This is a genomic window from Streptomyces sp. NPDC014676 (assembly GCF_043084105.1).
Taxonomy (GTDB): Bacteria; Actinomycetota; Actinomycetes; order Streptomycetales; family Streptomycetaceae; genus Streptomyces.
The window spans coordinates 77,941-100,676 of record NZ_JBIBZI010000004.1; the positions used below are offsets into that span (position 1 = coordinate 77,941).

Annotated in this window: 26 protein-coding genes and 1 tRNA gene; 13 read left to right on the forward strand and 14 right to left on the reverse strand. The window is 69.6% G+C overall.

Annotated elements, in window-relative coordinates; all coding sequences use genetic code 11:
- Positions 1-295 precede the first annotated feature (295 nt).
- The 8 genes from dnaN (at position 296) to ACF1DX_RS13035 (ending at position 10,282) form a co-directional block, all read left to right on the forward strand.
- Positions 296-1,426, forward strand: coding sequence for a DNA polymerase III subunit beta (gene dnaN / locus ACF1DX_RS13000; RefSeq protein WP_030857039.1), 1,131 nt, complete (start codon positions 296-298; stop codon positions 1,424-1,426).
- A gap of 141 nt (positions 1,427-1,567) precedes the next feature.
- The gene (gnd, locus tag ACF1DX_RS13005; RefSeq protein WP_030857037.1) at positions 1,568-2,443 is read left to right on the forward strand and encodes a phosphogluconate dehydrogenase (NAD(+)-dependent, decarboxylating); all 876 of its coding nucleotides are present in this window, start codon (positions 1,568-1,570) and stop codon (positions 2,441-2,443) included.
- An 85-nt stretch (positions 2,444-2,528) separates the two neighbouring features.
- Positions 2,529-3,650: a DNA replication/repair protein RecF gene (gene recF, locus ACF1DX_RS13010; RefSeq protein ID WP_391791253.1), complete on the forward strand. Its 1,122-nt coding sequence runs from the start codon at positions 2,529-2,531 to the stop codon at positions 3,648-3,650.
- Positions 3,647-4,189: a DUF721 domain-containing protein gene (locus ACF1DX_RS13015; protein WP_391791254.1), complete on the forward strand. Its 543-nt coding sequence runs from the start codon at positions 3,647-3,649 to the stop codon at positions 4,187-4,189. The genes recF and ACF1DX_RS13015 overlap by 4 nt, the downstream gene beginning before the upstream one ends.
- A gap of 432 nt (positions 4,190-4,621) precedes the next feature.
- Positions 4,622-6,682 carry a DNA topoisomerase (ATP-hydrolyzing) subunit B gene (gene gyrB, locus ACF1DX_RS13020; RefSeq protein WP_391791255.1) on the forward strand — a complete coding sequence of 687 codons (2,061 nt, stop codon included), beginning with the start codon at positions 4,622-4,624 and terminating at the stop codon, positions 6,680-6,682.
- Between the two features lie 42 nt (positions 6,683-6,724).
- Positions 6,725-9,319, forward strand: coding sequence for a DNA gyrase subunit A (gene gyrA, locus ACF1DX_RS13025; protein ID WP_391791256.1), 2,595 nt, complete (start codon positions 6,725-6,727; stop codon positions 9,317-9,319).
- A gap of 18 nt (positions 9,320-9,337) precedes the next feature.
- Complete coding sequence (locus ACF1DX_RS13030) at positions 9,338-10,084, forward strand: DUF3566 domain-containing protein (RefSeq protein ID WP_391791257.1); 747 nt, start codon at positions 9,338-9,340, stop codon at positions 10,082-10,084.
- Between the two features lie 121 nt (positions 10,085-10,205).
- Positions 10,206-10,282, forward strand: a tRNA-Ile gene (locus ACF1DX_RS13035).
- A 65-nt stretch (positions 10,283-10,347) separates the two neighbouring features.
- On the opposite strand, the gene ACF1DX_RS13040 is transcribed toward ACF1DX_RS13035, so the two are convergent.
- The 12 genes from ACF1DX_RS13040 to ACF1DX_RS13095 form a co-directional block, all read right to left on the reverse strand.
- The gene (locus ACF1DX_RS13040; RefSeq protein WP_391791258.1) at positions 10,348-11,505 is read right to left on the reverse strand and encodes a tyrosine-type recombinase/integrase; all 1,158 of its coding nucleotides are present in this window, start codon (positions 11,503-11,505) and stop codon (positions 10,348-10,350) included.
- On the reverse strand, positions 11,505-11,693 hold the full coding sequence (locus tag ACF1DX_RS13045; RefSeq protein ID WP_391791259.1) for a helix-turn-helix domain-containing protein: 189 nt from the start codon (positions 11,691-11,693) through the stop codon (positions 11,505-11,507). Before ACF1DX_RS13045 ends, ACF1DX_RS13040 begins: the two co-directional genes overlap by 1 nt.
- Positions 11,690-13,171 (reverse strand): replication initiator, encoded by a 1,482-nt coding sequence (locus ACF1DX_RS13050; RefSeq protein WP_391791260.1) that lies wholly within the window; start codon positions 13,169-13,171, stop codon positions 11,690-11,692. Before ACF1DX_RS13050 ends, ACF1DX_RS13045 begins: the two co-directional genes overlap by 4 nt.
- A gap of 4 nt (positions 13,172-13,175) precedes the next feature.
- Entirely contained in the window at positions 13,176-13,355 is a 180-nt protein-coding gene (locus tag ACF1DX_RS13055) for a hypothetical protein (RefSeq protein ID WP_391791261.1), read from the reverse strand.
- Positions 13,356-13,449: 94 nt separating this feature from the next.
- Positions 13,450-13,995, reverse strand: coding sequence for a GGDEF domain-containing protein (locus tag ACF1DX_RS13060; RefSeq protein ID WP_391791262.1), 546 nt, complete (start codon positions 13,993-13,995; stop codon positions 13,450-13,452).
- Between the two features lie 3 nt (positions 13,996-13,998).
- On the reverse strand, positions 13,999-14,325 hold the full coding sequence (locus ACF1DX_RS13065; protein ID WP_391791263.1) for a SpdD-like protein: 327 nt from the start codon (positions 14,323-14,325) through the stop codon (positions 13,999-14,001).
- Positions 14,326-14,337: 12 nt separating this feature from the next.
- On the reverse strand, positions 14,338-14,493 hold the full coding sequence (locus ACF1DX_RS13070) for a hypothetical protein (protein ID WP_106979371.1): 156 nt from the start codon (positions 14,491-14,493) through the stop codon (positions 14,338-14,340).
- A 14-nt stretch (positions 14,494-14,507) separates the two neighbouring features.
- A complete protein-coding gene (locus ACF1DX_RS13075; RefSeq protein WP_391791264.1) occupies positions 14,508-14,696 on the reverse strand; it encodes a mobile element transfer protein in 189 nt (62 codons plus the stop codon).
- A gap of 4 nt (positions 14,697-14,700) precedes the next feature.
- Positions 14,701-14,883, reverse strand: coding sequence for a hypothetical protein (locus tag ACF1DX_RS13080; protein WP_391791265.1), 183 nt, complete (start codon positions 14,881-14,883; stop codon positions 14,701-14,703).
- Positions 14,884-14,902: 19 nt separating this feature from the next.
- Positions 14,903-15,571: a DUF2637 domain-containing protein gene (locus ACF1DX_RS13085; protein WP_391791266.1), complete on the reverse strand. Its 669-nt coding sequence runs from the start codon at positions 15,569-15,571 to the stop codon at positions 14,903-14,905.
- 78 nt (positions 15,572-15,649) lie between these two features.
- Positions 15,650-16,990, reverse strand: a complete 1,341-nt coding sequence (locus ACF1DX_RS13090) for an FtsK/SpoIIIE domain-containing protein (protein ID WP_391791267.1) — start codon at positions 16,988-16,990, stop codon at positions 15,650-15,652.
- 2 nt (positions 16,991-16,992) lie between these two features.
- The gene (locus ACF1DX_RS13095) at positions 16,993-17,322 is read right to left on the reverse strand and encodes a hypothetical protein (RefSeq protein ID WP_381231848.1); all 330 of its coding nucleotides are present in this window, start codon (positions 17,320-17,322) and stop codon (positions 16,993-16,995) included.
- A gap of 159 nt (positions 17,323-17,481) precedes the next feature.
- On the opposite strand from ACF1DX_RS13095, the gene ACF1DX_RS13100 reads away from it, so the two are divergent.
- From ACF1DX_RS13100 to ACF1DX_RS13110, 3 genes are all read left to right on the forward strand, one after another.
- Entirely contained in the window at positions 17,482-18,276 is a 795-nt protein-coding gene (locus ACF1DX_RS13100; RefSeq protein ID WP_391791268.1) for a GntR family transcriptional regulator, read from the forward strand.
- The gene (locus tag ACF1DX_RS13105) at positions 18,273-18,938 is read left to right on the forward strand and encodes a YdcF family protein (protein WP_391791269.1); all 666 of its coding nucleotides are present in this window, start codon (positions 18,273-18,275) and stop codon (positions 18,936-18,938) included. The genes ACF1DX_RS13100 and ACF1DX_RS13105 overlap by 4 nt, the downstream gene beginning before the upstream one ends.
- A gap of 490 nt (positions 18,939-19,428) precedes the next feature.
- Entirely contained in the window at positions 19,429-19,608 is a 180-nt protein-coding gene (locus ACF1DX_RS13110) for a hypothetical protein (protein ID WP_391791270.1), read from the forward strand.
- A 384-nt stretch (positions 19,609-19,992) separates the two neighbouring features.
- Here ACF1DX_RS13110 and ACF1DX_RS13115 read toward each other — a convergent pair whose 3' ends face one another.
- Both ACF1DX_RS13115 and ACF1DX_RS13120 read right to left on the reverse strand, forming a co-directional pair.
- Positions 19,993-20,178: a hypothetical protein gene (locus ACF1DX_RS13115; protein WP_391791271.1), complete on the reverse strand. Its 186-nt coding sequence runs from the start codon at positions 20,176-20,178 to the stop codon at positions 19,993-19,995.
- A gap of 216 nt (positions 20,179-20,394) precedes the next feature.
- Positions 20,395-20,763, reverse strand: a complete 369-nt coding sequence (locus tag ACF1DX_RS13120; RefSeq protein ID WP_391791272.1) for a DUF6344 domain-containing protein — start codon at positions 20,761-20,763, stop codon at positions 20,395-20,397.
- Positions 20,764-21,102: 339 nt separating this feature from the next.
- On the opposite strand from ACF1DX_RS13120, the gene ACF1DX_RS13125 reads away from it, so the two are divergent.
- Together ACF1DX_RS13125 and ACF1DX_RS13130 are read left to right on the forward strand one after the other, a co-directional pair.
- Positions 21,103-21,231 (forward strand): DLW-39 family protein, encoded by a 129-nt coding sequence (locus ACF1DX_RS13125; RefSeq protein ID WP_003999697.1) that lies wholly within the window; start codon positions 21,103-21,105, stop codon positions 21,229-21,231.
- A 210-nt stretch (positions 21,232-21,441) separates the two neighbouring features.
- Positions 21,442-22,713, forward strand: coding sequence for a hypothetical protein (locus ACF1DX_RS13130; protein ID WP_391791650.1), 1,272 nt, complete (start codon positions 21,442-21,444; stop codon positions 22,711-22,713).
- The last annotated feature ends 23 nt before the right edge of the window (positions 22,714-22,736 follow it).

Below are 22,736 nucleotides of genomic sequence, written 5' to 3' on the forward strand. Positions count from 1 at the left end.
ACAAAATCCCCGACCTGACCTGCGGAAACGAGGTTATCCACGGTATCCACAGGCCCTACTACTACTCCCAACTAGAGAGAGCGAGGAATCCGTTTCGAAGGAGGCCCTGTGCACAACTCGGTGTCTCGGCCCCGACTGCCACTCGTCACGACTTGACCCCGAGGGGCACCTACTGTCAGTGCGGTGCGTCAGACTGTTCCCGGTGTCCTTCCCCTCACCGGGGCCGACGACACCGAGTCAGACGACGAAAGCCAGGCAGGGCGAGAAGCGCCGGCAACAGCAGGAGGCGGCAACAGTGAAGATCCGGGTGGAACGCGACGTACTCGCGGAGGCAGTGGCCTGGGCGGCGCGCAGCCTCCCGGCCCGTCCGCCGGCCCCTGTCCTCGCCGGCCTGCTCCTGAAGGCCGAGGACGGCCAGCTGAGCCTGTCCAGCTTCGACTACGAGGTCTCCGCGCGGGTGTCGGTGGAGGCGGAGGTCGAGGAGGAGGGCACGGTCCTCGTCTCGGGGCGGCTGCTGGCCGACATCTCCCGCGCCCTCCCCAACCGGCCGGTGGAGATTTCCACAGACGGTGTACGGGCGACGGTGGTCTGCGGCTCCTCGCGGTTCACACTTCACACACTGCCTGTGGAGGAATACCCGGCCCTGCCGCAGATGCCGAACGCGACGGGCACAGTCCCCGGCGAGGTCTTCGCCTCCGCCGTGCAGCAGGTCGCCATCGCGGCCGGCCGTGACGACACGCTGCCCGTCCTCACCGGTGTGCGCATCGAGATCGAGGGCGACACCGTCACGCTGGCCTCCACCGACCGCTACCGCTTCGCGGTCCGCGAGTTCCTGTGGAAGCCGGAGAACCCGGAGGTCTCCGCGGTCGCCCTGGTGCCCGCCAAGACGCTCCAGGACACCGCCAAGGCGCTGACCAGCGGTGACCAGGTGATCCTGGCGCTGTCCGGTTCGGGTGCGGGCGAGGGCCTGATCGGCTTCGAGGGGGCCGGCCGCCGTACCACCACGCGCCTGCTGGAGGGCGACCTCCCGAAGTACCGCACGCTGTTCCCGACCGAGTTCAACAGCGTCGCCGTGATCGAGACCGCCCCCTTCGTGGAGGCCGTCAAGCGCGTGGCCCTGGTCGCCGAGCGCAACACCCCGGTGCGGCTGAGCTTCGAGCAGGGCGTGCTCATCCTGGAGGCCGGTTCCAGCGACGACGCACAGGCTGTGGAAAGGGTCGACGCCCAGTTGGAGGGCGACGACATCTCGATCGCCTTCAACCCGACGTTCCTGCTGGACGGCCTGAGCGCCATCGACTCCCCGGTGGCCCAGCTGTCCTTCACCACGTCCACCAAGCCGGCGCTGCTCAGCGGCCGTCCGGCGGTGGACGCGGAGGCGGACGACGCCTACAAGTACCTGATCATGCCGGTGCGGCTCAGCGGCTGACCGGTATCCCGAGCAAAGCCGCAGGTGAGGGCTGCGCATGAGCGCGTATGCCCACAGATGTGCGCGGGCGTCCGGGTTTAGGCTCGGGCGTCGGCACGTACGTGCCGACACGCCACGTCGCATACCTAAGGATCACAACTGATGGAGCTCGGTCTCGTCGGCCTCGGCAAGATGGGCGGCAACATGCGCGAGCGGATTCGCCGCGCGGGTCACACCGTCCTCGGATACGACCGCAACCCGGACCTCGCCGATGTCCACAGCCTGCGGGAGCTTGTGGACAAGCTCAGCGGCCCCCGTGTGGTGTGGGTGATGGTTCCGGCGGGCGGGCCGACCCAGTCCACGATCGACGAGCTCGCCGAGCTGCTCGAGCCGGGTGACGTCGTCGTGGACGGCGGCAACTCCCGCTGGACGGACGACGAGAAGCACGCCGAGGAGCTGGCGGCCAAGGGCATCGGCTTCGTCGACTGCGGCGTCTCGGGCGGCGTCTGGGGCCTGGAGAACGGTTACGCGCTGATGTACGGCGGCGACAAGGAGAACGTCGCCAAGGTGCAGCCGGTGTTCGACGCCCTCAAGCCGGAGGGCGACTTCGGCTCGGTGCACGCGGGCAAGGTCGGCGCGGGCCACTTCGCGAAGATGGTCCACAACGGCATCGAGTACGCCATGATGCAGGCCTACGCCGAGGGCTGGGAGCTCCTGGAGAAGGTCGACTCGGTGACCGACGTCCGGGAGGTGTTCCGCTCCTGGCAGGAGGGCACCGTCATCCGCTCCTGGCTGCTCGACCTCGCGGTGAACGCCCTGGACGAGGACGAGCACCTGGACGGGCTCCGGGGTTTTGCACAGGACTCCGGTGAGGGACGCTGGACGGTGGAGGCCGCCATCGACAACGCGGTCCCGCTGCCGGCGATCACCGCCTCGCTGTTCGCGCGGTTCGCCTCCCGTCAGGAGGACTCGCCGCAGATGAAGATGATCGCGGCGCTGCGGAACCAGTTCGGCGGCCACGCGGTCGAGAAGAAGTAGTCCACAGGGCACGTCCCGTATCCACAGGACCGCATCCAGGACCGTTTCCACGGTCCGCGACGTCAGGGAGATCGGCGGAACGACCATGCACGTCACGCATCTGTCGCTGGCCGACTTCCGGTCCTATCCCCGGGTCGAGGTCCCGCTCGACCCGGGGGTGACGGCCTTCGTCGGGCCCAACGGGCAGGGCAAGACGAACCTGGTCGAGGCGGTCGGCTACCTCGCCACCCTCGGCAGCCACCGGGTCTCCTCCGACGCCCCGCTGGTCCGCATGGGCGCCGACCGTGCGATCGTCCGGGCCCAGGTCCGTCAGGGTGAGCGACAGCAGCTCGTCGAGCTGGAGCTGAACCCGGGCCGCGCCAACCGTGCCCGCATCAACAGGTCCTCGCAGGTCAGGCCCCGGGACGTGCTGGGGATCGTCCGCACGGTGCTGTTCGCGCCCGAGGACCTCGCCCTGATCAAGGGCGACCCCGGTGAGCGGCGCCGGTTCCTGGACGAGCTGATCACCGCGCGCTCCCCGCGCATGGCCGGTGTCCGCTCCGACTACGACCGGGTGCTCAAGCAGCGCAACACCCTGCTGAAGTCGGCCGCGCTGGCGCGTCGGCACGGCGGCCGCACCATGGACCTGTCCACGCTCGACGTCTGGGACCAGCACCTCGCGCGTGCGGGCGCCGAGCTCCTGGCGCAGCGGCTGGACCTGATCGCCACGCTCCAGCCGCTGGCCGACAAGGCGTACGAGCAGCTCGCGCCCGGTGGCGGACCGGTCGCCCTGGAGTACAGGCCGTCCGCGCCCGGTGAGGCCCATACGCGCGAGGATCTCTTCGAGCAGTTGATGGCCGCGCTCGCCGAGGCGCGCAAGCAGGAGATCGAGCGGGGCGTCACCCTGGTCGGTCCGCACCGTGACGACCTGTTGCTCAAGCTGGGGCAGTTGCCCGCCAAGGGCTACGCCTCCCACGGCGAGTCCTGGTCGTACGCGCTGGCGCTCCGGCTGGCCTCCTACGACCTGCTGCGCGCGGAGGGCAACGAGCCGGTGCTGGTGCTCGACGACGTCTTCGCCGAGCTGGACGCGCGGCGGCGCGAGCGGCTGGCCGAGCTGGTGGCGCCCGGCGAGCAGGTTCTGGTGACCGCGGCGGTCGACGACGACGTACCCCATGTGCTGGCGGGCGCGCGGTTCGCCGTGTCCGAGGGGACGGTGGAGCGCGTATGACCGAGCAGGGCACGCCCGGCAGTGGTGCCGGGAAGGCACCCGAGCCGTCCGGTGTCGACCTCGCGCGCGTGGCGTTGCGCGCGGCCAAGGAGGCGGCACGCGCGCGTGGGGACGCGGCGCAGCAGCGGAAGCAGGCGCGGCGCGGCGGCCTGCGCTCCGGTGCGCGCGCCGACCGGCGCGATCCGATGGCGCTGGGTTCGGCGATCAGCCGGCTGCTCAGCGAGCGCGGCTGGGAGGCCCCGGCCGCGGTGGGCGGCGTGATGGGGCGCTGGCCGGAGATCGTCGGCGAGGACGTGGCCAAGCACTGTGAGCCGGAGCGGTACGACGAGGACGAGCGGGTGCTGGTCGTGCGCTGCGACTCCACGGCGTGGGCGACGAATCTGCGGCTGCTCGCGCCGACCCTGGTCGCGCGTCTGAACGAGGACCTCGGGCATGGCACCGTGCGGCTGATCAAGGTCGTCGGCCCCGGTGGTCCCGCCCGTCGTTTCGGGCCTCTGCGCGCTCCGGGAAGCACGGGTCCCGGGGACACGTACGGGTGATCGGGCGCCCGTTTCGGACCCTTCAGCCCTACGTGATGGACATCACATCATGCGTCTCGGCGGTGCTGTCCGGCCGTCGATGCCCGTTTCGTCGCGGCATCGCACACGGTTGCGAATCGCCACCTGACTCCTAAGTAGCCAAGGGTTGACGGCCCGAAGCGCTGAGTGCCCTTGTGGGGCTCTTGGAGCCCCCATCCGTATATCGGGAGTCGGGCGAGACCGGTTGAGGGCGGCACATGCGGACTCAGGTACCGGCAAACCCCCATCGATGTCAGTGCTACCGGTAGAATGGAAGACAATCCCGCCCCGAACGTGGGGACCGCCCGGGAAAAGCTGAGCAACGCTGATCAAGGCTTACCAACGCAACATGCCGCAGCCGCTCCGGCAACCTGCCGACGAGCCCGGCTCGTGCTGTGCCAGAAAGGGCGCTTCGTGGCCGATTCCGGCAACCCCAACGAGAACATCCCGTCCACCGACACCGGCGTCAGCGACGCGGCGAGCGCCCCGACCGGCGAGGGCGCCACGTCGTACGACGCGAGTGCCATCACCGTCCTCGAGGGCCTGGACGCGGTCCGTAAGCGACCCGGTATGTACATCGGGTCGACCGGCGAGCGGGGACTGCACCACCTGGTGCAGGAGGTCGTCGACAACTCGGTCGACGAGGCGCTGGCCGGTCACGCGGACACCATCGACGTCACGATCCTGGCGGACGGCGGCGTCCGCGTCGTCGACAACGGCCGCGGCATCCCGGTGGGCATCGTCCCCTCCGAGGGCAAGCCCGCCGTCGAGGTCGTGCTGACCGTGCTGCACGCGGGCGGCAAGTTCGGCGGCGGCGGTTACGCGGTCTCCGGCGGTCTGCACGGCGTGGGCGTCTCCGTGGTCAACGCGCTGTCGACGCGCGTCGCCGTCGAGGTCAGGACCGACGGTTACCGCTGGACGCAGGACTACAAGCTGGGTGTCCCCACCGCGCCCCTCGCCCGGCACGAGGCCACCGAGGAGACCGGGACGTCGGTCACCTTCTGGGCCGACGGCGACATCTTCGAGACCACCGACTACTCCTTCGAGACGCTCTCCCGGCGCTTCCAGGAGATGGCGTTCCTCAACAAGGGCCTGCGCATCAACCTCACCGACGAGCGCGAGTCGGCGAAGGCCACCGCCGGTGCGGACGAGGCGGGCGAGGACGAGAAGCACGAGGTCAAGGCCGTCTCGTACCACTACGAGGGCGGCATCGTCGACTTCGTGAAGTACCTCAACTCCCGCAAGGGAGACATGGTGCACCCCACCGTGATCGACCTCGAGGCCGAGGACAAGGACAGGCACCTGTCCCTCGAGATCGCGATGCAGTGGAACAGCGGTTACACCGAGGGTGTGTACTCCTTCGCCAACATCATCCACACCCACGAGGGCGGTACGCACGAAGAGGGCTTCCGCGCGGCGCTCACCTCGCTCATCAACAAGTACGCGCGGGACAAGAAGCTGCTGCGGGAGAAGGACGACAACCTCACGGGTGACGACATCCGCGAGGGTCTGACCGCGATCATCTCGGTCAAGCTGAGCGAGCCGCAGTTCGAGGGCCAGACCAAGACCAAGCTGGGCAACACCGAGGTGAAGACCTTCGTCCAGAAGGTCGTCTACGAGCACCTCAACGACTGGCTGGACCGCAACCCCAACGAGGCCGCGGACATCATCCGCAAGGGCATCGCGGCGGCCACCGCGCGCGTGGCGGCCCGCAAGGCGCGTGACCTGACCCGCCGCAAGGGCCTGCTGGAGTCGGCGTCGCTGCCGGGCAAGCTGTCCGACTGCCAGTCGAACGACCCCACCAAGTGCGAGATCTTCATCGTCGAGGGTGACTCCGCGGGCGGTTCGGCCAAGTCCGGCCGCAACCCGCAGTACCAGGCGATCCTCCCGATCCGCGGCAAGATCCTCAACGTCGAGAAGGCGCGCATCGACCGGATCCTGCAGAACCAGGAGATCCAGGCGATGATCTCCGCGTTCGGCACCGGTGTGCACGAGGACTTCGACATCGAGAAGCTCCGCTATCACAAGATCATCCTGATGGCGGACGCCGACGTCGACGGCCAGCACATCAACACCCTGCTGCTGACCTTCCTGTTCCGCTTCATGCGGCCGCTGGTCGAGGCCGGACACGTGTACCTGTCCCGCCCGCCGCTCTACAAGATCAAGTGGGGCCGGGACGACTTCGAGTACGCGTACTCCGACCGCGAGCGCGACGCGCTGATCGAGATGGGCCGCAACGCCGGCAAGCGCGTCCGCGAGGACTCCGTCCAGCGCTTCAAGGGTCTCGGTGAGATGAACGCCGAGGAGCTGCGCGTCACCACGATGGACCAGGAGCACCGGGTCCTCGGCCAGGTCACCCTGGACGACGCCGCCCAGGCCGACGACCTGTTCTCGGTCCTCATGGGCGAGGACGTCGAAGCCCGCCGCGCGTTCATCCAGCGCAACGCCAAGGACGTCCGCTTCCTCGACATCTGAGTCGGTCTCAGCTGACCGCACCAGGAAGGACCTTCACCAGCAATGACCGACGAGAACACTCCTGTGACGACGCCCGAGGGCGACGCCCTGGCCATGCGCGTCGAGCCCGTCGGGCTCGAGACGGAGATGCAGCGCTCGTACCTCGACTACGCGATGTCCGTCATCGTCTCGCGCGCGCTGCCGGACGTCCGTGACGGCCTCAAGCCCGTGCACCGCCGCGTGCTGTACGCCATGTACGACGGCGGCTACCGCCCCGAGCGCGGCTTCTACAAGTGCGCCCGCGTCGTCGGCGACGTCATGGGCAACTACCACCCGCACGGCGACAGCTCCATCTACGACGCCCTGGTGCGCCTCGCCCAGCCCTGGTCGATGCGGATGCCGCTCGTCGACTCCAACGGCAACTTCGGCTCGCCGGGCAACGACCCGGCGGCGGCCATGCGCTACACCGAGTGCAAGATGGCGCCGCTGTCGATGGAGATGGTCCGCGACATCGACGAGGAGACCGTCGACTTCACGGACAACTACGACGGCCGTTCCCAGGAGCCGACCGTCCTGCCGGCCCGCTTCCCGAACCTGCTGATCAACGGTTCGGCCGGTATCGCGGTCGGCATGGCGACCAACATCCCGCCGCACAACCTGCGCGAGGTCGCGGCCGGAGCCCAGTGGTACCTGGAGAACTTCGAGTCCTCGCACGAGGAGCTGCTGGACGCGCTCATCGAGCGCATCAAGGGCCCCGACTTCCCGACCGGCGCCCTGGTGGTCGGCCGCAAGGGCATCGAGGAGGCGTACCGCACGGGCCGCGGCTCGATCACCATGCGCGCGGTGGTCGAGGTCGAGGAGATCCAGAACCGCCAGTGCCTGGTGGTCACGGAGCTGCCCTACCAGACCAACCCCGACAACCTCGCGCAGAAGATCGCCGACCTGGTGAAGGACGGCAAGATCGGCGGCATCGCCGACGTCCGCGACGAGACGTCGTCCCGGACCGGCCAGCGCCTGGTCATCGTGCTGAAGCGGGACGCGGTCGCCAAGGTCGTCCTGAACAACCTCTACAAGCACACCGACCTGCAGACCAACTTCGGCGCCAACATGCTGGCGCTGGTCGACGGCGTGCCGCGCACGCTCTCCCTGGACGCGTTCATCCGGCACTGGGTGAACCACCAGATCGAGGTCATCGTCCGCCGTACGCGCTTCCGGCTGCGCAAGGCCGAGGAGCGGGCGCACATCCTGCGCGGCCTGCTGAAGGCCCTGGACGCCATCGACGAGGTCATCGCGCTGATCCGGCGCAGTGACACCGCGGAGATCGCGCGCGGGGGCCTGATGGACCTCCTGGAGATCGACGACATCCAGGCCAACGCCATCCTCGAGATGCAGCTGCGCCGGCTGGCCGCCCTGGAGCGCCAGAAGATCGTCCAGGAGCACGACGAACTCCAGGCGAGGATCAACGAGTACAACGAGATCCTCGCCTCCCCGGTCCGCCAGCGCGGCATCGTCAGCCAGGAGCTGGCCGCGCTCGTCGAGAAGTACGGCGACGACCGCAAGACGAAGCTGATCCCCTACGAGGGCGACATGTCCATCGAGGACCTGATCGCCGAGGAGGACATCGTCGTCACGGTCACGCGCGGCGGCTACATCAAGCGCACCAAGACCGACGACTACCGGGCCCAGAAGCGCGGCGGCAAGGGCGTGCGCGGCACGAAGCTCAAGGAAGACGACATCGTCAACCACTTCTTCGTGTCCACCACCCACCACTGGCTGCTGTTCTTCACCAACAAGGGCCGGGTCTACCGGGTGAAGGCCTACGAGCTGCCCGACGCCGGCCGGGACGCGCGCGGGCAGCACGTGGCGAACCTGCTGGCCTTCCAGCCGGACGAGACGATCGCCCAGATCCGCGCGATCCGGGACTACGAGGCGGTGCCCTACCTGGTCCTGGCCACCAAGGCGGGCCTGGTGAAGAAGACACCGCTGAAGGACTACGACTCCCCGCGTGCGGGCGGTGTGATCGCGATCAACCTGCGGGAGCAGGAGGACGGTTCCGACGACGAACTGATCGGCGCCGAACTCGTCTCGTCCGACGATGATCTGCTGCTGATCAGCAAGAAGGCGCAGTCGATCAGGTTCACGGCGACCGACGACACACTCCGTCCCATGGGCCGTGCGACCTCAGGCGTCAAGGGCATGAGTTTCCGCGAAGGGGACGAGCTGCTCTCGATGAATGTTGTTCGACCCGGTACGTTCGTGTTCACTGCCACAGACGGCGGGTACGCGAAGCGGACCGCCGTCGACGAGTACCGCGTCCAGGGTCGCGGCGGCCTCGGCATCAAGGCTGCCAAGATTGTCGAGGACCGCGGCACCCTCGTCGGCGCGCTGGTGGTCGAGGAGACCGACGAGATCCTCGCCATCACGCTGTCGGGTGGTGTGATTCGTACGCGAGTCAACGAGATCAGGGAAACCGGCCGTGACACCATGGGCGTCCAACTGATCAATCTGGGCAAGCGCGATGCCGTGGTCGGCATCGCCCGTAACGCCGAGGCTGGACGCGAGGCGGAGGAAGTCGACGGCGACGTGGCCGTGGACGAGACCGCCGACGGGGACGCGACCGCCGGCACGGACGAGGGTGAGGCGCCCTCGTCCGAGTAGCACGAGGAGTGAGTCAGCGTGAGCGGAGCCACGGGCGCCGGACCGGCCGGTACCAACAGGGGAACGGACGGCGGCGGCCGTGGCTCCGCCGCGCCGGCGGCCGATCCGCACACGACCAATCTCAAAGCGATCAAGGCGCCCGTCAAGGGTGTCTCCTCGTCCAGCAGGCAGGGATCCCAGGGGGGGACCGTGACGGACACCCGAGGCCCGCAGCAGGCCGCGCCCGACCAGGGCGCCGCCGCTCAGGCGGCCTCGCCGCTGCCGGGGGAACGGCAGTCGCAGCAGGAGGCGGGCCCGTACCACCCGCCGCAGGCCTACGCGGCGCAGGCCGGCACGGCGGCCGGCCAGACCGGCGCGGTACGGCGTCCCCGCACGGGGGCGCGCACCACCCCGCGCGTGCGCAAGGCGCGTCTGCGGGTGTCGAAGGCCGACCCGTGGTCGGTGATGAAGGTCAGCTTCCTGCTCTCCATCGCGCTCGGCATCTGCACGATCGTCGCGTCCGCGGTGCTGTGGATGGTCATGGACGCCATGGGCGTGTTCTCGACGGTCGGCAGCACGATCTCCGAGGCGACCGGCTCCAACGAGTCGAACGGCTTCGACCTCCAGTCGTTCCTGTCATTGCCCAACGTCCTGATGTTCACGACGATCATCGCGGTCATCGACGTCGTCCTGGCGACGGCGCTGGCGACGCTCGGCGCGTTCATCTACAACCTCTCCGCGGGTTTCGTGGGCGGTGTCGAGCTGACGCTGGCCGAGGACGAGTGAGCTGCTCACAGCGGCCTCCCCGCCCGTTCTGAGGGCCCCGCGACAACCGATTTTGGGACTGCCCCGGTCGTGCGCTAATCTTCAGGAGTCAGCGCGCGGGACACACACCGCAGAGCGCGGCGGGGCTATAGCTCAGTTGGTTAGAGCGCATCCCTGATAAGGATGAGGCCACAGGTTCAAATCCTGTTAGCCCCACCAGCGAAAAGACCCCCGAGCCATCAGGCCGGGGGTCTTTTGACACCAGCGGTTGACACCAACGGCGGTCAGCCGATGAGTGGATCTTCCAGCAGCTCGGCGAGCATGCCGACCGCTTCCCGCTCACTGTCGCCGACCACGTGGGTGTACACGTCCATGGTCATGCTGATCTGACTGTGCCGGAGGATCGCCTGTGCGACCTTGGGGTGCACCTTCAGGAAGGCGAGCAGGGTCCCGCAGGTGTGCCGAGCGAGGCGGACCGTGATCCGGCGGACGCCGGCGCGCTTCACGAGCCGCTCGAAGGTCCGGGAGAAGCCCACCGGGTCGATCATGCCGCCATGCTCGGAGGAGAAGATCAGGTCATGGTCAGGTTCCTGCGACCAGTGCTCACCGGCGATCTTCCGTTCCAGCTCCTGCAGCTCCCGGCGCTCCTCCAGGGCACGGGCGCAGAACTCCGGAAGCGGGAGCACGGCCTGTGAGGACTCCGTCTTGAGGTCCTTGAGGACCAGGCCGACGCCCTTGACGCGCTGCACTTGCTTGACCGGGGTGAAGTGGCCGGCCTCGAAGTCGATGTCCTGCCAGCGCAGCCCGAGCACCTCGCTGCGACGGAGGCCGAGGACCAGGACGAGGACACAGGCCGCGTAGAGCCGGTGGGCACGAGCCGAACGCAGGAAGGCGATCGCCTCCCGAGCGTTCCACGCCGTGCCCTTGTCCTTGGTGACCTTGGGCATGTCGACCAGGAGGGCGACGTTTCGCGTGACCAGCTCTTCCCGGATGGCCCGGTTGAGGGCGTTGCGGAGGACACGGAGGACCTCGAAGCGGGCGGAGGCGCCGACCTGCTCACGTCTCAGCGCGGCCATGAAGGCGCGGATCTGCGCCGGGGTGAGCTTGACCAGTGGCTTTTTGCCGAGATGCGGCAGCAGGTACAGCCGCACCTTCGACTCGTACTTGACGTACGTGTTGTGCTCACGTTCCGGTGCCACGATGTGCTCCAGCCAGTACGACAGCCACTCGCCGAGCGTCCAGGAGCGGGAAGGCACCGGAATGCCGTTGCGCTCCTGGTCCTGGAGCTTGCCGAGCTTCTCGTTGGCTTCGTCCCACGTGGCACCGTAGACGGTCTTGCGGACGCGGTTGCCGTCCGTGTCGGTGACGTACGCGCGGCCCATGTAGCGGCCATCTGCCCGCCTTGAGATCGTGCCTCCGCCGTTGGGACGCCTCTTGGCCATCAGGCGCCCCTCTCGATCTGACCTCGGATGAAGTCACCGACCGAGTCAGCCGGGATACGCCGACAGCCGTCGACTTTGATGGAGGCCAGGCGGTGAGTGCGGATCAGGTCGTAGACCTTGGTCCTGCCCACCTTCAGCCGCGCCATGACCTCCGGCACGGTGAGCAGTTCGGGGACGACGGTGGTCATGCGGCGGCTCCTTCCAGGTCGAGCAGGGCGGGTAGTTCCTCGCGGGCGGTTTCGCGGTTGTACTGGATGTCACGGCGGATGTTGGCGGCGAGCCAGGACTCGCCGGGGGTGTGGCCGTGGCCGGCGTAGGTCCAGTGGGCGAGGGTCAGGGTGGTTGCTTCCTCGTCGTCGGGGTCGGGCAGGCCGAGGGCGGCGCGTTGCTGGGTGGCGCGGTAGTCGGCGCGGACCTGGCGCAGGGCGCCGAGAGTGGTGGAGTAGCTGCGGGACTTGGTGGAGAAGTGGCCGCGGAAGCCGAGCATGTGGGCCCACTGAGCCAGCAGCCGATCGCGGTAGAGCGGCTGGAGGTCGATGCACGCGGCCATCAGGCGCCGGGCGTGCTCGGGGATCTCCAGGCGTGCGAGGTCTTCGCCCAGCCCGGTGCCCTGACAGGTGGCGCAGCGGCCGAGTGCTGAGCCGGCGCGGTCGTAGCGGGGGGAACGGCCGGTGCCCCGGCAGGTACGGCAGTGCACGGGGGCGTCCGTGGCACCGGTGGTCTCGGCTGCCTTGGTGGCGTACTTGGCGACGTAGGAGGCGACTGCCTGTTCGCTGATCTCTTCACCGTCGCCGAAGGCTTGGATCGGTCGTACGTCGAGCTGGGTGCCCCAGCGCAGCGTGCGGGCCGGCTGGTCCCCGGCGGCGGGGACGTCGACGCCGACGCGGGCGGCGGCGGCATGGATCGCGTCGGTGAGCAGGTCGAGGGTGGCCCACGCGGGCGGGGGGTCGTCGGGCCCGTCGGGTCCGTCGAAGCGGATCACGGCATGGAAGTGCACCGCCCCGCGCTTCTGGTACTCGGCGACCTTGCCGAAGGAGACGCGGGACTGTTCGCGGGCGTCCTTCTGTGTGAGTCCGGCGCGCTTGGCGATCTCGCGGCGGAGGTAGATCGTGAAGTAGCGCCACAGTTCGGAGGCGTGGTTGTTCCACAGCACCGCGCCGGCGTAGTCGTAGGTGTCGGGGTCGAGCGGGGTGCCTAGCTCGGGAGCGTCTTCGCTGTGGCGGGTGCCGCAGCGGCAGGGCCGGTTTCCGGTCCGGTTGTGGACCGGGCCGAACGAGGGCGCGGTGAGGGTGGCGAAGACCCGCGGGTGGTCCCGGATCGTGTGCGGGGTGCCCTTGGCGGGGTCGCCGACGAGGCCGGCGCGGATCAGGTGGTAGGTGTCGCCCGCATAGGTCCAGGCGCAGGACGGGCAGCGGGAGGCGCGGCGGTTGCCGCAGGCGACGCGGAGCCGTCCGCCGGGTTCGGTGTCGGTCGAGTACGCGTGCAGCACGTGCCCGGTGGCAGCGTCGCGGGTGACGGTCGAGCCCATCAGGTGGATGGGGTCGGAGCAGCCGCCGGTACGGCGGATCTGGTCCTGGAGGCGGTCGAAGCCGGTGGACCCGGCCAGCCTCAGCACGTCGGCGAGGGTGGCCGGGTCCAGGCCCGCCATGGTGGCGGCGTCGGTCACGCGGTCACCTCCCGACCCGGACGACACCGGCGGGGGCGGTGTGGCCGGTGCCCTTACAGGCGGGGCAGGCGACACGGAGGGTGGCGCGGGTGCCGTCGGCGTGGCGAGTGCCGGTGGTGATCGAGGCGGTGGCGAAACCGTCGCAGTCGCGGCAGACACGTATGTTCCGGGCGTGCTGGGGCATGATGAGGTCTCCCTTTCGGGTCCGTTGGATCTGGAATGGGTGCAGGCGCCCGGAGCGGCGGAAGTTTGGCGACCGAGGCCGCTCCGGGGGCCGTTCAGTTGTGGACGTTGCGCCTTCCGTGGCCCTTGGCCGCGTACATGCCGGCGTCGGCGTGGGACAGGGCGTCGGTGAGGGCAGCGACCGGCAGGTCGGTGCGGTGGCAGAAGCCGACCGAGGCGGAGACCGGCAGCAGGCGCCCGTCATGGGCCACAGGCCGGGCGAGGGCCGTTTGCAGCGCGGTCGCGCCGGGGGTGTGAGCGGGGTCGGTGACGATTGCGACGAACTCGTCTCCGCCGAGACGTGCGGCGACGCCGTGGCGTCCGCACCAGTCGCGCAGTCGGCGGGCGGTCGCGGCGAGGACGGCGTCACCGGCGGCATGGCCGTACGTGTCGTTGATGGCCTTGAAGTCGTCCAGGTCGATCAGGGCGACCAGCGCGGCCGGGTGCCGGGTGAGCAGGTGTTCGGCGCGGGCGGTCCATCCGGCGCGGGTGTGCAGGCCGGTCAGCGGGTCGCGGCGAGCGGTGGCCAGGCGGCGCAGGAGCAGTCCGCCGTGGACGGCCCAGCCGAGCGCCGGTAACGCGGCGGCGATCACGGTTTCCATGGCTCACCGCCCCTTGTGCATGTCGTTGACGAGCAGGCGCAGGACGACGGCGACCAGGGCGACGGACACGCCGGTGATGGCGACCGCGAGGAGCATGGAGACCAGGACCGCGCCGACGACCAGGACCACGGCACCACCGCCGGCGGCGAGGGCGAGCGCGCTGCCGGGGGTGAGCTGGACCGTGGGCCGGGACGCGACCGGAGCCGGGGTGACCGGTGCAGGCGGCGAGGTCGGAGTGCCGGGGGTGATGGTGGTCGGCTCGACGACGACCGCGGGTGGGGTGACCCGGCCGGTGGGCTGGGGCATGGACGGGAGCTTGGGTCGGAACATGAGCGGGTCTCCTTACTTGACGACGGTGGCGAGGGCGGGAGCGAGGATGCTGTCGGCGAGGAGGTAGCCGCCCAGGAGGAGCACGGCCACGAGCCACCACGGCGGGCGGATGAGCTTGACGCCGAGGAAGCCGACGGCGAGCAGGGCGAGCCAGAGCGGAACGTCCATGACGCGCGGTCCTCCTATGCCTTGCAGCGGTGGGTACGGGCGGCGAGTTCGGCGCCGGCGCGGTCCCGGTAGTTGGCGGAGAAGCCGCAGCCGGGGGCGGTGCAGGCGGCGGTGTGCCGGTCACGGCCCCGGCCGTCGTAATACGTGGCGACCTGCACGGGGCCGATGCGGACGCGGTCACGGAAGCGGCGGTACACGGCCATGAGGTCAGCCCTCCTGTCGGAGGCTGGGGCCGGGGAACGCGGCGAGGATGCGGGCGGCGGCGTCGGCGTCCGGGGTGCGGTCGGCGGCTTCCTCGGCAAGCAGCCGGGCCAGGGCAGGACGGCCGGTGACTGCCATCTCGCGGGCGGCATCGATGAAGTCGGCGGCGCAGTCGAAGGACCGGGACATGAGACGAGTTCCTTTCCGATCAGGTGAGCTGGAGTTGCGCGGCGATGGCGTCGGTCATCGGGGCGGGTAGGCCGAGCCGGGCCGACAGGACGTCGGCGGGTATCGGTGCGCCGGTCGAGGCACGGTGTGCGTCGGCGATCTTCCGGGCGTGGTCGAGCAACGCGGCCGGGACGATCGGTACGGCGGCCGGGACGGGTGGCGGTGGTGCCGGTGAGAGTTCCGGCGCGGGAGCCGCGGGCGGAGCGGGGTCGGGTTCGTCGGTGCGGTGCATCTCGACTTCCGGCGCGGCCGGTTCGTCGTCCACGGGCTGTGCGGGGGCGGCCGGTTCGGCGGGAGTGTGGACCAGGAGGGTTCCGCCGAGGAAGGCCAGCGCGGGCCAGCCCGCGACGAGGATGCGCAGCCAGGCGGGCACATGGTCGAGGTCGAGGAGTCCGGCGGTCGCAACGTTCGCGCCGAGGGATGCGGTCAGGGCGATGACGAACCAGGTCCAGGCCGAGCGGTCCCGGCGGGCGGTACGCAGTCGGCGCCAGGCGGCGACAAGGAGCAGGTCGACCGAGACCGGGTAGGCCCAGGCCTTCCAGCCGGTCTGTCCGGCAGCGGCGGCGAGGTCGTGCAGGTGGGCGAAGGACAGCGCACCGGCGATGACGGCTTGGACGAGTACGGCGTCTGGGCGGATCGAGCGGGGCATGGGGCACCTCCCTTCGAGGGGGTGTCGGGCCAGGGGCGGGCGGGGAGCAGGCGTCCGGCCGCCCAGCCCCGGGCGGTGTCAGTCGGTGACCGGGCGGGGCTTGACCAGCGACGGACCGGTCGCCGGCGCCTCGACGGGCGCGTAGGGGCGGAACGGTTCGAGGGCGGGAAAGTCCGGCACCAGGTGGGCGAACTCTCGGCAGGTCGCGACGACTTCCGCGCGGGACGTGTTCGGGGTGCGGATCTTCGACCAGCCGCCCGTGGAGTCCGCCGCGACAGCCGTCCCGGGACGCTCCATCGGGATCAGGCTCGCGACCGGCACCGCGTCCGGGGCGACGTCGGCCAGGCCCATTTCGGCGGTCTGCTTGTCGTTGACGCGGTGCACCACGCGGCCGGTGAGCTGGGCGCGGAGCATGGTGGCGCCCTTGCCCAGGTCGGAGCCGAAGCGCTGCCCGCAGATCTCCAGGTGGATACCGACCGCGCGGGCCATCTGTGCCAGCCGGATCAACGCGGTTACGATCTTCTCGCGGCGTTCCTCGTCCTTCTTCGAGGAGATCAGGAACAGTTCCGCCACCTCGTCGACCAGGACCACAACCGGCACCGGCCGCAGACCGGCGGGCAGCTCCCACACGTCGGAGACGCCGTGCCCGCTCAGCAGGTCGAAGCGGTCCTCCATCTCCGACACCAGCACCGCGAGCAGCGCGGCGGCGTCATCGGGGGTGGTGACCAGCGCCGACAGCCGCGGAGCGAGCGCCCGCTGCTCGACACCGCGCTTGCAGTCGATCCCGACCAGCGCCACAGGCAGTTGAGCCAGGCCCTTGATCAGGTTCCGCAGGTACATCGACTTGCCCGAGTGGTTCGCGCCCAGGGTGAGCGCCATCGGGGCTTTGCGGTAGTCCCGCTCGAAGGCGGTCCCGTCCTCCCGCAGTGCCACCGGCACCACCAGGTCGTGCGGAGCGGCATGGCGCGGCATGCGCACCCGGCGCAGCACGTCATAGCCGGTCATGCGCAGTTCCACGAACCCCGGCTTGGTCTCCACCACGGTCACGGAGTGCACGCCCCAGGCGTGCCGCAGCCGCTCCGAGGAGGCGATCACGTCGGCGGGCTCCAGCCCGGCCGGAAGACGCAGCGTGACCCGCAGGCCGGTCGAGGTGGGACGAACCCGGCGGATCTTTGGCGGTACCGGCTGCACCTCGCGACGGGCGACGTTACGGGTCACGAACGCTCGTAGGCCGGACGGCTGCACCGTCAACCCGCACACGTCCATGGTCGACCGGTAGGAGAAGGTGAACCGGCCCCAGGTGACCGGCATCCCGACCAGCGACCAGTACACGCGCGGAGCCCGGACCTTGGCGTACCCGAGGCCGCCGGCGCCCGCTAAGGCTCCCGTGGCCTCCAGCCATATCGTCAGGTCAGCCATGGTCAGGCCGCCGGGGTGATCGCGACCGCGCGGAACGAGATCCCGTGCCGCTTCTCGCCGTTGAAGGTGTTCTCCCAGTCGCGGGCCTTGAGGCCGACCACCCGCACCGGCATGCCCGGCGTCAGACCCTCCGGGTAACCCGTCTCCGGGACGGTCACCTGGTAGAGGTTGCCCTCACCCTCGTCCGAGACCAGCAGGCCCACGGTCGACAGGCTCGCGCCGGTCTCCCGGTCCAAGGCCCGCTCCCCGGTCTTCTTGTTCGCCATCTTCGGTTCCGGCGCGGTCGCCACGAACACCACGGCGGTCGAAAGGTCGATCTTGAAGGACGGCATCAGTACTCCCAGCGTTGATGTCGGAGCAGCCCGATAGGGCCGCAGGATGCCCGCTGTCCTAGGACTGCGAGCCACTGGGAGAGATAGTGCATCGCAGTCCCAGGACTGTCAACAGTCCTGGGACTATGTTTCACTAGACTTCGTCGAGAGGGGTTCTAGATGGCGCCCAAGTGGCGAGAGCTGGCGGACAAGCTGGCCGAGCAGATCAGAAGGGGTGAATACGCCCCTGGCCAGCAGCTTCCGCACATCAGAACGCTTGTCGAGGCAGGCGAAGGCTCCAAGTCCACCGTGCATGCCGCCTACAAGGCGCTGGAAGCCGAAGGCCTGGTCACCTCGTCGCGTGGCCACGGCACCGTCGTGCGCCAGCAAGTTCCCCTCAAGCGCTTGGGTATCGCCCGCTACGACAAGGCCAAGTGGCGGGACGGCGACGAGGTCGCCTTCATCGCGGACCGCGTGGCCTCCGGACGGGGGTACCGCCGGAACGAGCAGACCCAGACGGTCAGCCGCGTCGTAGCGCCACCGGAGGTGGCAGCCGCACACGGACTCCCCGAAGGCGCCGAGGTCTACGCCCGCGCGCGGCTGGTCAAGGAAGGCGATCAGCCGACGCACACCCTGACCAGCTACTACCGGCCCGAACACGTGGAGGGCACGCGACTGGTGGACCCCACGCCGGGGCCCGCCGGCCGAGGCGGCGGATTTCGCGTGCTGTACGACGCGGGTTACGAGATCGATCACATGAGGGAGCGACTGTTCGCCCGTGCCGCCACCCCGGACGAGGTGAAGCAGCTCCAGCTACCGCCGGGCGAACCGGTCGTCGAGCTGCATCGGACGACCTACACGGCCGACGGCACCGTCGTGGAGTTCGCCATCGGGGTACACGCGGCATCGCGCTTCGCGTGGGAGTACGACTTCAAGGTGCCCGACTCGGCGAAGGACGGGGAAGGACAGCAGTGATCTCGACACAGGATTGGGCAGACGCCCGGCGCGTGTGGGACTACCACCAGATGTGCCACCCACCCCGGCCGTGCTCGGTTGCCATCGGACTCGGCAGTCACGACCTGGGCGTGGCCGACACCGCAGTGGACCTGTACAAGCGAGGCATGGCACCCCTACTCCTGTTCACCGGCGCCACCAGCCCCACGACACGGGAACGCATGCCCCGCGGTGAAGCCGTCCACTACCAGGAACGGGCACTGGAGCTCGGTGTCCCCAGCACGGCCGTTCTCGTCGAACCACGCGCCCGCAACACGGGCGAGAACATCCGCTTCTCACGCGAGGTGCTGGAAGAGGCCGGCATCGAGGTGTCCTCGGTGCTCCTGATCAGCAAGCCCTACGAGGAGCGGCGAGCGTACGCCACCGCACGCAAGCTCTGGCCCGAAGTCGAGATCGTCAGCGCTTCCACTCCGATGACGCTCGACGAGTACGTCGACTCCATCGGTGACGCCCGCCTGGTGATCGACATGCTGGTCGGTGCGCTCCAGCGGCTGATGATCTACCCGGAGCAGGGATTCATGATCAGCCAACCGGTACCCGCCAACGTGCTCGAGGCATACGAGCGCCTGTGCCAAGCCGGATTCACGAGCCGACTCCTGACCACCGACGTACCTTCGGCTTGACCCAGGCCAGGGCGAGAGCTGTTACAGGTTTCTCTACCTCATCAAGGCCCGCGCGAGGCGCGGGCTGGCCCCTTGGGCTCGGCCCCTCTGCGCCTTCGGCGCCGGGGCCGGCCCATGGGGCCGCAGCAAAGCAACGGCCCGAGAGTAGAGCCCGCATAGCGCGGTGACGGTCAAGGCAATGCCTCCGGCGGGGGATCGGCCGGCACCGGGATGGAGGGGGCGCCATCGCCGACTGCGGGCCTGTAGGTGGCGTGCGTGGGGAGCTCCCATCCCGTCCACCGCCGACCCAGGCAGAGCCGAGCAGACGCGGCCCCTGGCGTCCAGGTCGTTCGTACAGTAGCGCGCTCCACCTGGACGCCAGGAACCACGCCCGCTCCACGGTGTGTGGGTCGACGGCGGACGGGATGGGAGCTGGGTGAGTGGTGGGCTGAGCTGTAGGAGCGACGCTGCGCCTGTAACCTTCCGCCGCAAGCGGAGGAGTGGGGGAAGCATGGACGTCTGGTATTTCTTCATGGCGGTACCGTTTGTCGGGATCGCCATGTTCTGCGCTTTCGGGGCATTTGTGGACTTCTTCAACCATGCTGATTCGCAAAGAAGTAGAAACCTGAAGATATATCCCGTCGTCGGTTTGGTGAGCTTGGCGGTGGGTCTGTTCCTTCTGTCGCTCTGAGAGCCCTTAGCGTCGGCGGCAGGGCGACTGCAGTTGACGGAGCTGCGCAAGGCGGGGTTGGCGTACGCGCAACCTGGCATCGGGGCGGCCGTCACTGAGCTGCCCAAGCGGTGGTTGTCAAGCGGCCCACTGGTGTCTGACACCAGTGGATGACACCAACAGCCCCGTACACCGCCGGATCGAGGCGCACCAGGACGACCGGCAGAAGGCCGCCGAGCAACCGAGAGCCAGGGGCGGCAGGGTCCCATGATCGACCTGATAAGGATGAGGCCACAGGTTCAAATCCTGTTAGCCCCACCAGCACGAAGACCCCCAGTCGGTACCGACTGGGGGTCTTCGGCGTCCGCAGGTGGCATCGGCCGGTGAGCGGCCCCGGTACCTTGCTCAGAGGGACGAGATCCAGACGACGACCCCGACGGGGACGAGGGCACACGCGAGGCCGAAGGCCAGGCATGCGTAGGCCAGCACCTTGAAGGCCTCGTGCTTCTGGGCCCGGCACGCCGCGAAGCAGGTGAAGCCGATGATGGCGAGGCACGGCAGGGTGATGAAGACGAACCCGAGTGCTGCCATGACTCCCCCGGTCCGTCCGCCCGCCCCGTAGCGGGAACCTACAGCAGTGATCGCGGCGGCTGACGTCCGTCCCCTGCCGTGGACAGCGAAGAAGACCCCGGTCGGATGTCGACCGGGGTCTTCTGGTGCCGGCTCGGGCCGTGGTGCCGTACGCGAGTTCGCCAGGACTCGGGGAGGCGGCGACGGCGCGAGGAGGAGGTGGCGGAGGCCCTGGGATCAGCGCTGGAGGGGGATGCGGCCGGCGGCGGGTTCCGTGCGGGTGGACGTCGTGTCGTCGGAACAGTCCGCGGAGCCGGGCTCCGCCGTCGTGTCCGAGAGCGGACGGTGCCGACAACTGGGAGACTTGCCGTGGGCCTCGGCGTGGATGCGCTGTTTCATCGTGGGGGGCAGGGCCCTGGCCAGTGACCGGGGCCGCAGGGGCGTCGTCGGCGCCGACATGTTCGGGGTGCTGTCGCTGTTGCGCGTCTTGTCGGTCTGCGGTACGGCCGCGGAAGCGGTCGTGGTGATGAGTCCGAGCGCCGTGCACAGCGCGAGGAAGGCGGTGACGATGGCGTTCCACAGCTTCATGACCTTGTTCCGGGCCACGGCCCCTCACTTTCGGGTTGGGCGATTTGCGTACTTTCCTCATGATGTGTATGGGGCTCGCGAAGTGGTGGACCGACGCTCGTGGCGCGTGGATGTTCAGATGAACACCACACAGATGGGTGCATAGGCGGAGAAAAGATGTGAAGGCGGCAGGGAAGTCGCCAAAGTGACCGTCCGTGCGGATGTGATCACCCTCTGGCCGGATCGCCGTACTCCGCTTCTACTGCGCCGTCCCGGAGGGCAGTTGGCGGAGCCGACGCAGGTCACCGATCGGTATCGACCGGTGTGTATAGTCGGGCGGCAGAGGTCCCCTACGTCAAGGAAAGACGAGGTCGCGCGGTGAAGAAGCTTCTCCTGGTCGCACTGGCCGCCATCGGCGGGCTCCTCGTGTACCGCCAGATCCAGGCGGATCGCGCCGAGCAGGATCTGTGGACGGAGGCGACTGACTCCGTGCCCACGGGTTCGTGAGTACCGACATCCGACGCTGAACAGACCCCGGCCGCCCACGCGGTCGGGGTTTTGTGTGTGCCGGGGACTTGTCCGAGGGCCTCGTCCGCGGGGCAGGATGTGGGCGCGGTGCGACGTCCGGGCGACGACGAGGGGTGGCGCGTGAGAGGACGGCGGGGTAGGGCCCGGGCTGGGCGCGTCGGGCCCCCGGCCGGTGGACGCGCGGGCGTGGTGACGCTCGCGTCCGTGACGGTGCTGGCGCTGGCCGGTGTGCTGCCGGGGCGGGTGGCCGCCGCGGACGAGGCCGCCGACGACACCGGGGCCTATGCCTTCGCCGAGGACGCGCGGAGGATCGACGGCACCGCGAGCACCGCGGACGCCGTGGAGCTGGAGCCCGGCCGCACCTACCGGAGCACCCTCCCGGCGAGCGGCGCGGTCCACTACCGCCTCGAACTCGACGCCGCCACGAGCACCTACGTCTCCGCCACCGCCGCGCCCCCGGCAGGCCGCACCGCCTCCGTCATCGACGGGGTCAAGGTGTCCGTGCAGGACGGCGAGGGCCGCTCCTGCGACGTGGACACGGCGAGCTTCGGCACCGCCGGCAGCAGGCATCCGGTCGCCGCGTGGGCCATGCGGGAGATCTCACCCGGGAGATCACTCTGCCAGGAGGCCGGTACGTACTACCTGAGCGTCGAACGCGTCGACCCGGCCGGGGAGGGCTCCTCCCCCGGCCCCTGGGAGATGGAGCTCACCGCGGTGGCGGAACCCCCTGTGGAGCAGGCCGGTGCACCGAGCGCGCCGAAGGAGTGGAATTCCGCCCCTCCCCAGGCCCTCACCGGGAAGCCCGAACGGCGCTCCGGAGGCGCGGGCTTTTCCCGGGCCACCCCCGTCGGCCAGGGGGTCTGGCGGGACGACATCCGCCCCGGCCAGACACTCTTCTACAAGGTCCCCGTCGACTGGGGCCGGCAGCTCTACGCCACCGCCGAACTGGGCGGTTCGGGCAAGGGCGTCAGAGGCTATACCGCCGCCGCGCTGGACCTGGACCTCTACAACCCCGTACGCGGTCGCGTCGTGGACGTGGGCGTCGGCTACGACGGCGGCCGGAAGGCGGAGAGCCTCGCGCCCCTCCCGCCGGTCGCGTACGCCAACCGGCACGCCGCCGGCCGCCAGGCCGGGGCGATGCGGTTCGCCGGCTCCTACTACCTCGTCGCACACCTCTCGGCCGCGGTGGCGGACGACTTCGGCGACGGACCCGTCCCGCTGACGCTCAAGGTGCGGCTGGACGGTGCGGCACAGGACGGACCCGGATACACGGGGGAGTCCGTGCCGCCGGACGTCTTCACGGTCACGGAGGAGGACCGGGAGGCGGCGGCCGGGGGCGGGGACGCGGGCGACGACACCGCCTTCCGGGCGCTCGCCGTGGGCGGCATCGGCACGGGCACCGCACTGCTGGCGGGGCTCGGTGTGTGGACGCTGGCGGTCCGGCGACGGGCCGTTCCGTAGGCCGTGGACGGCTCGGACAGCGG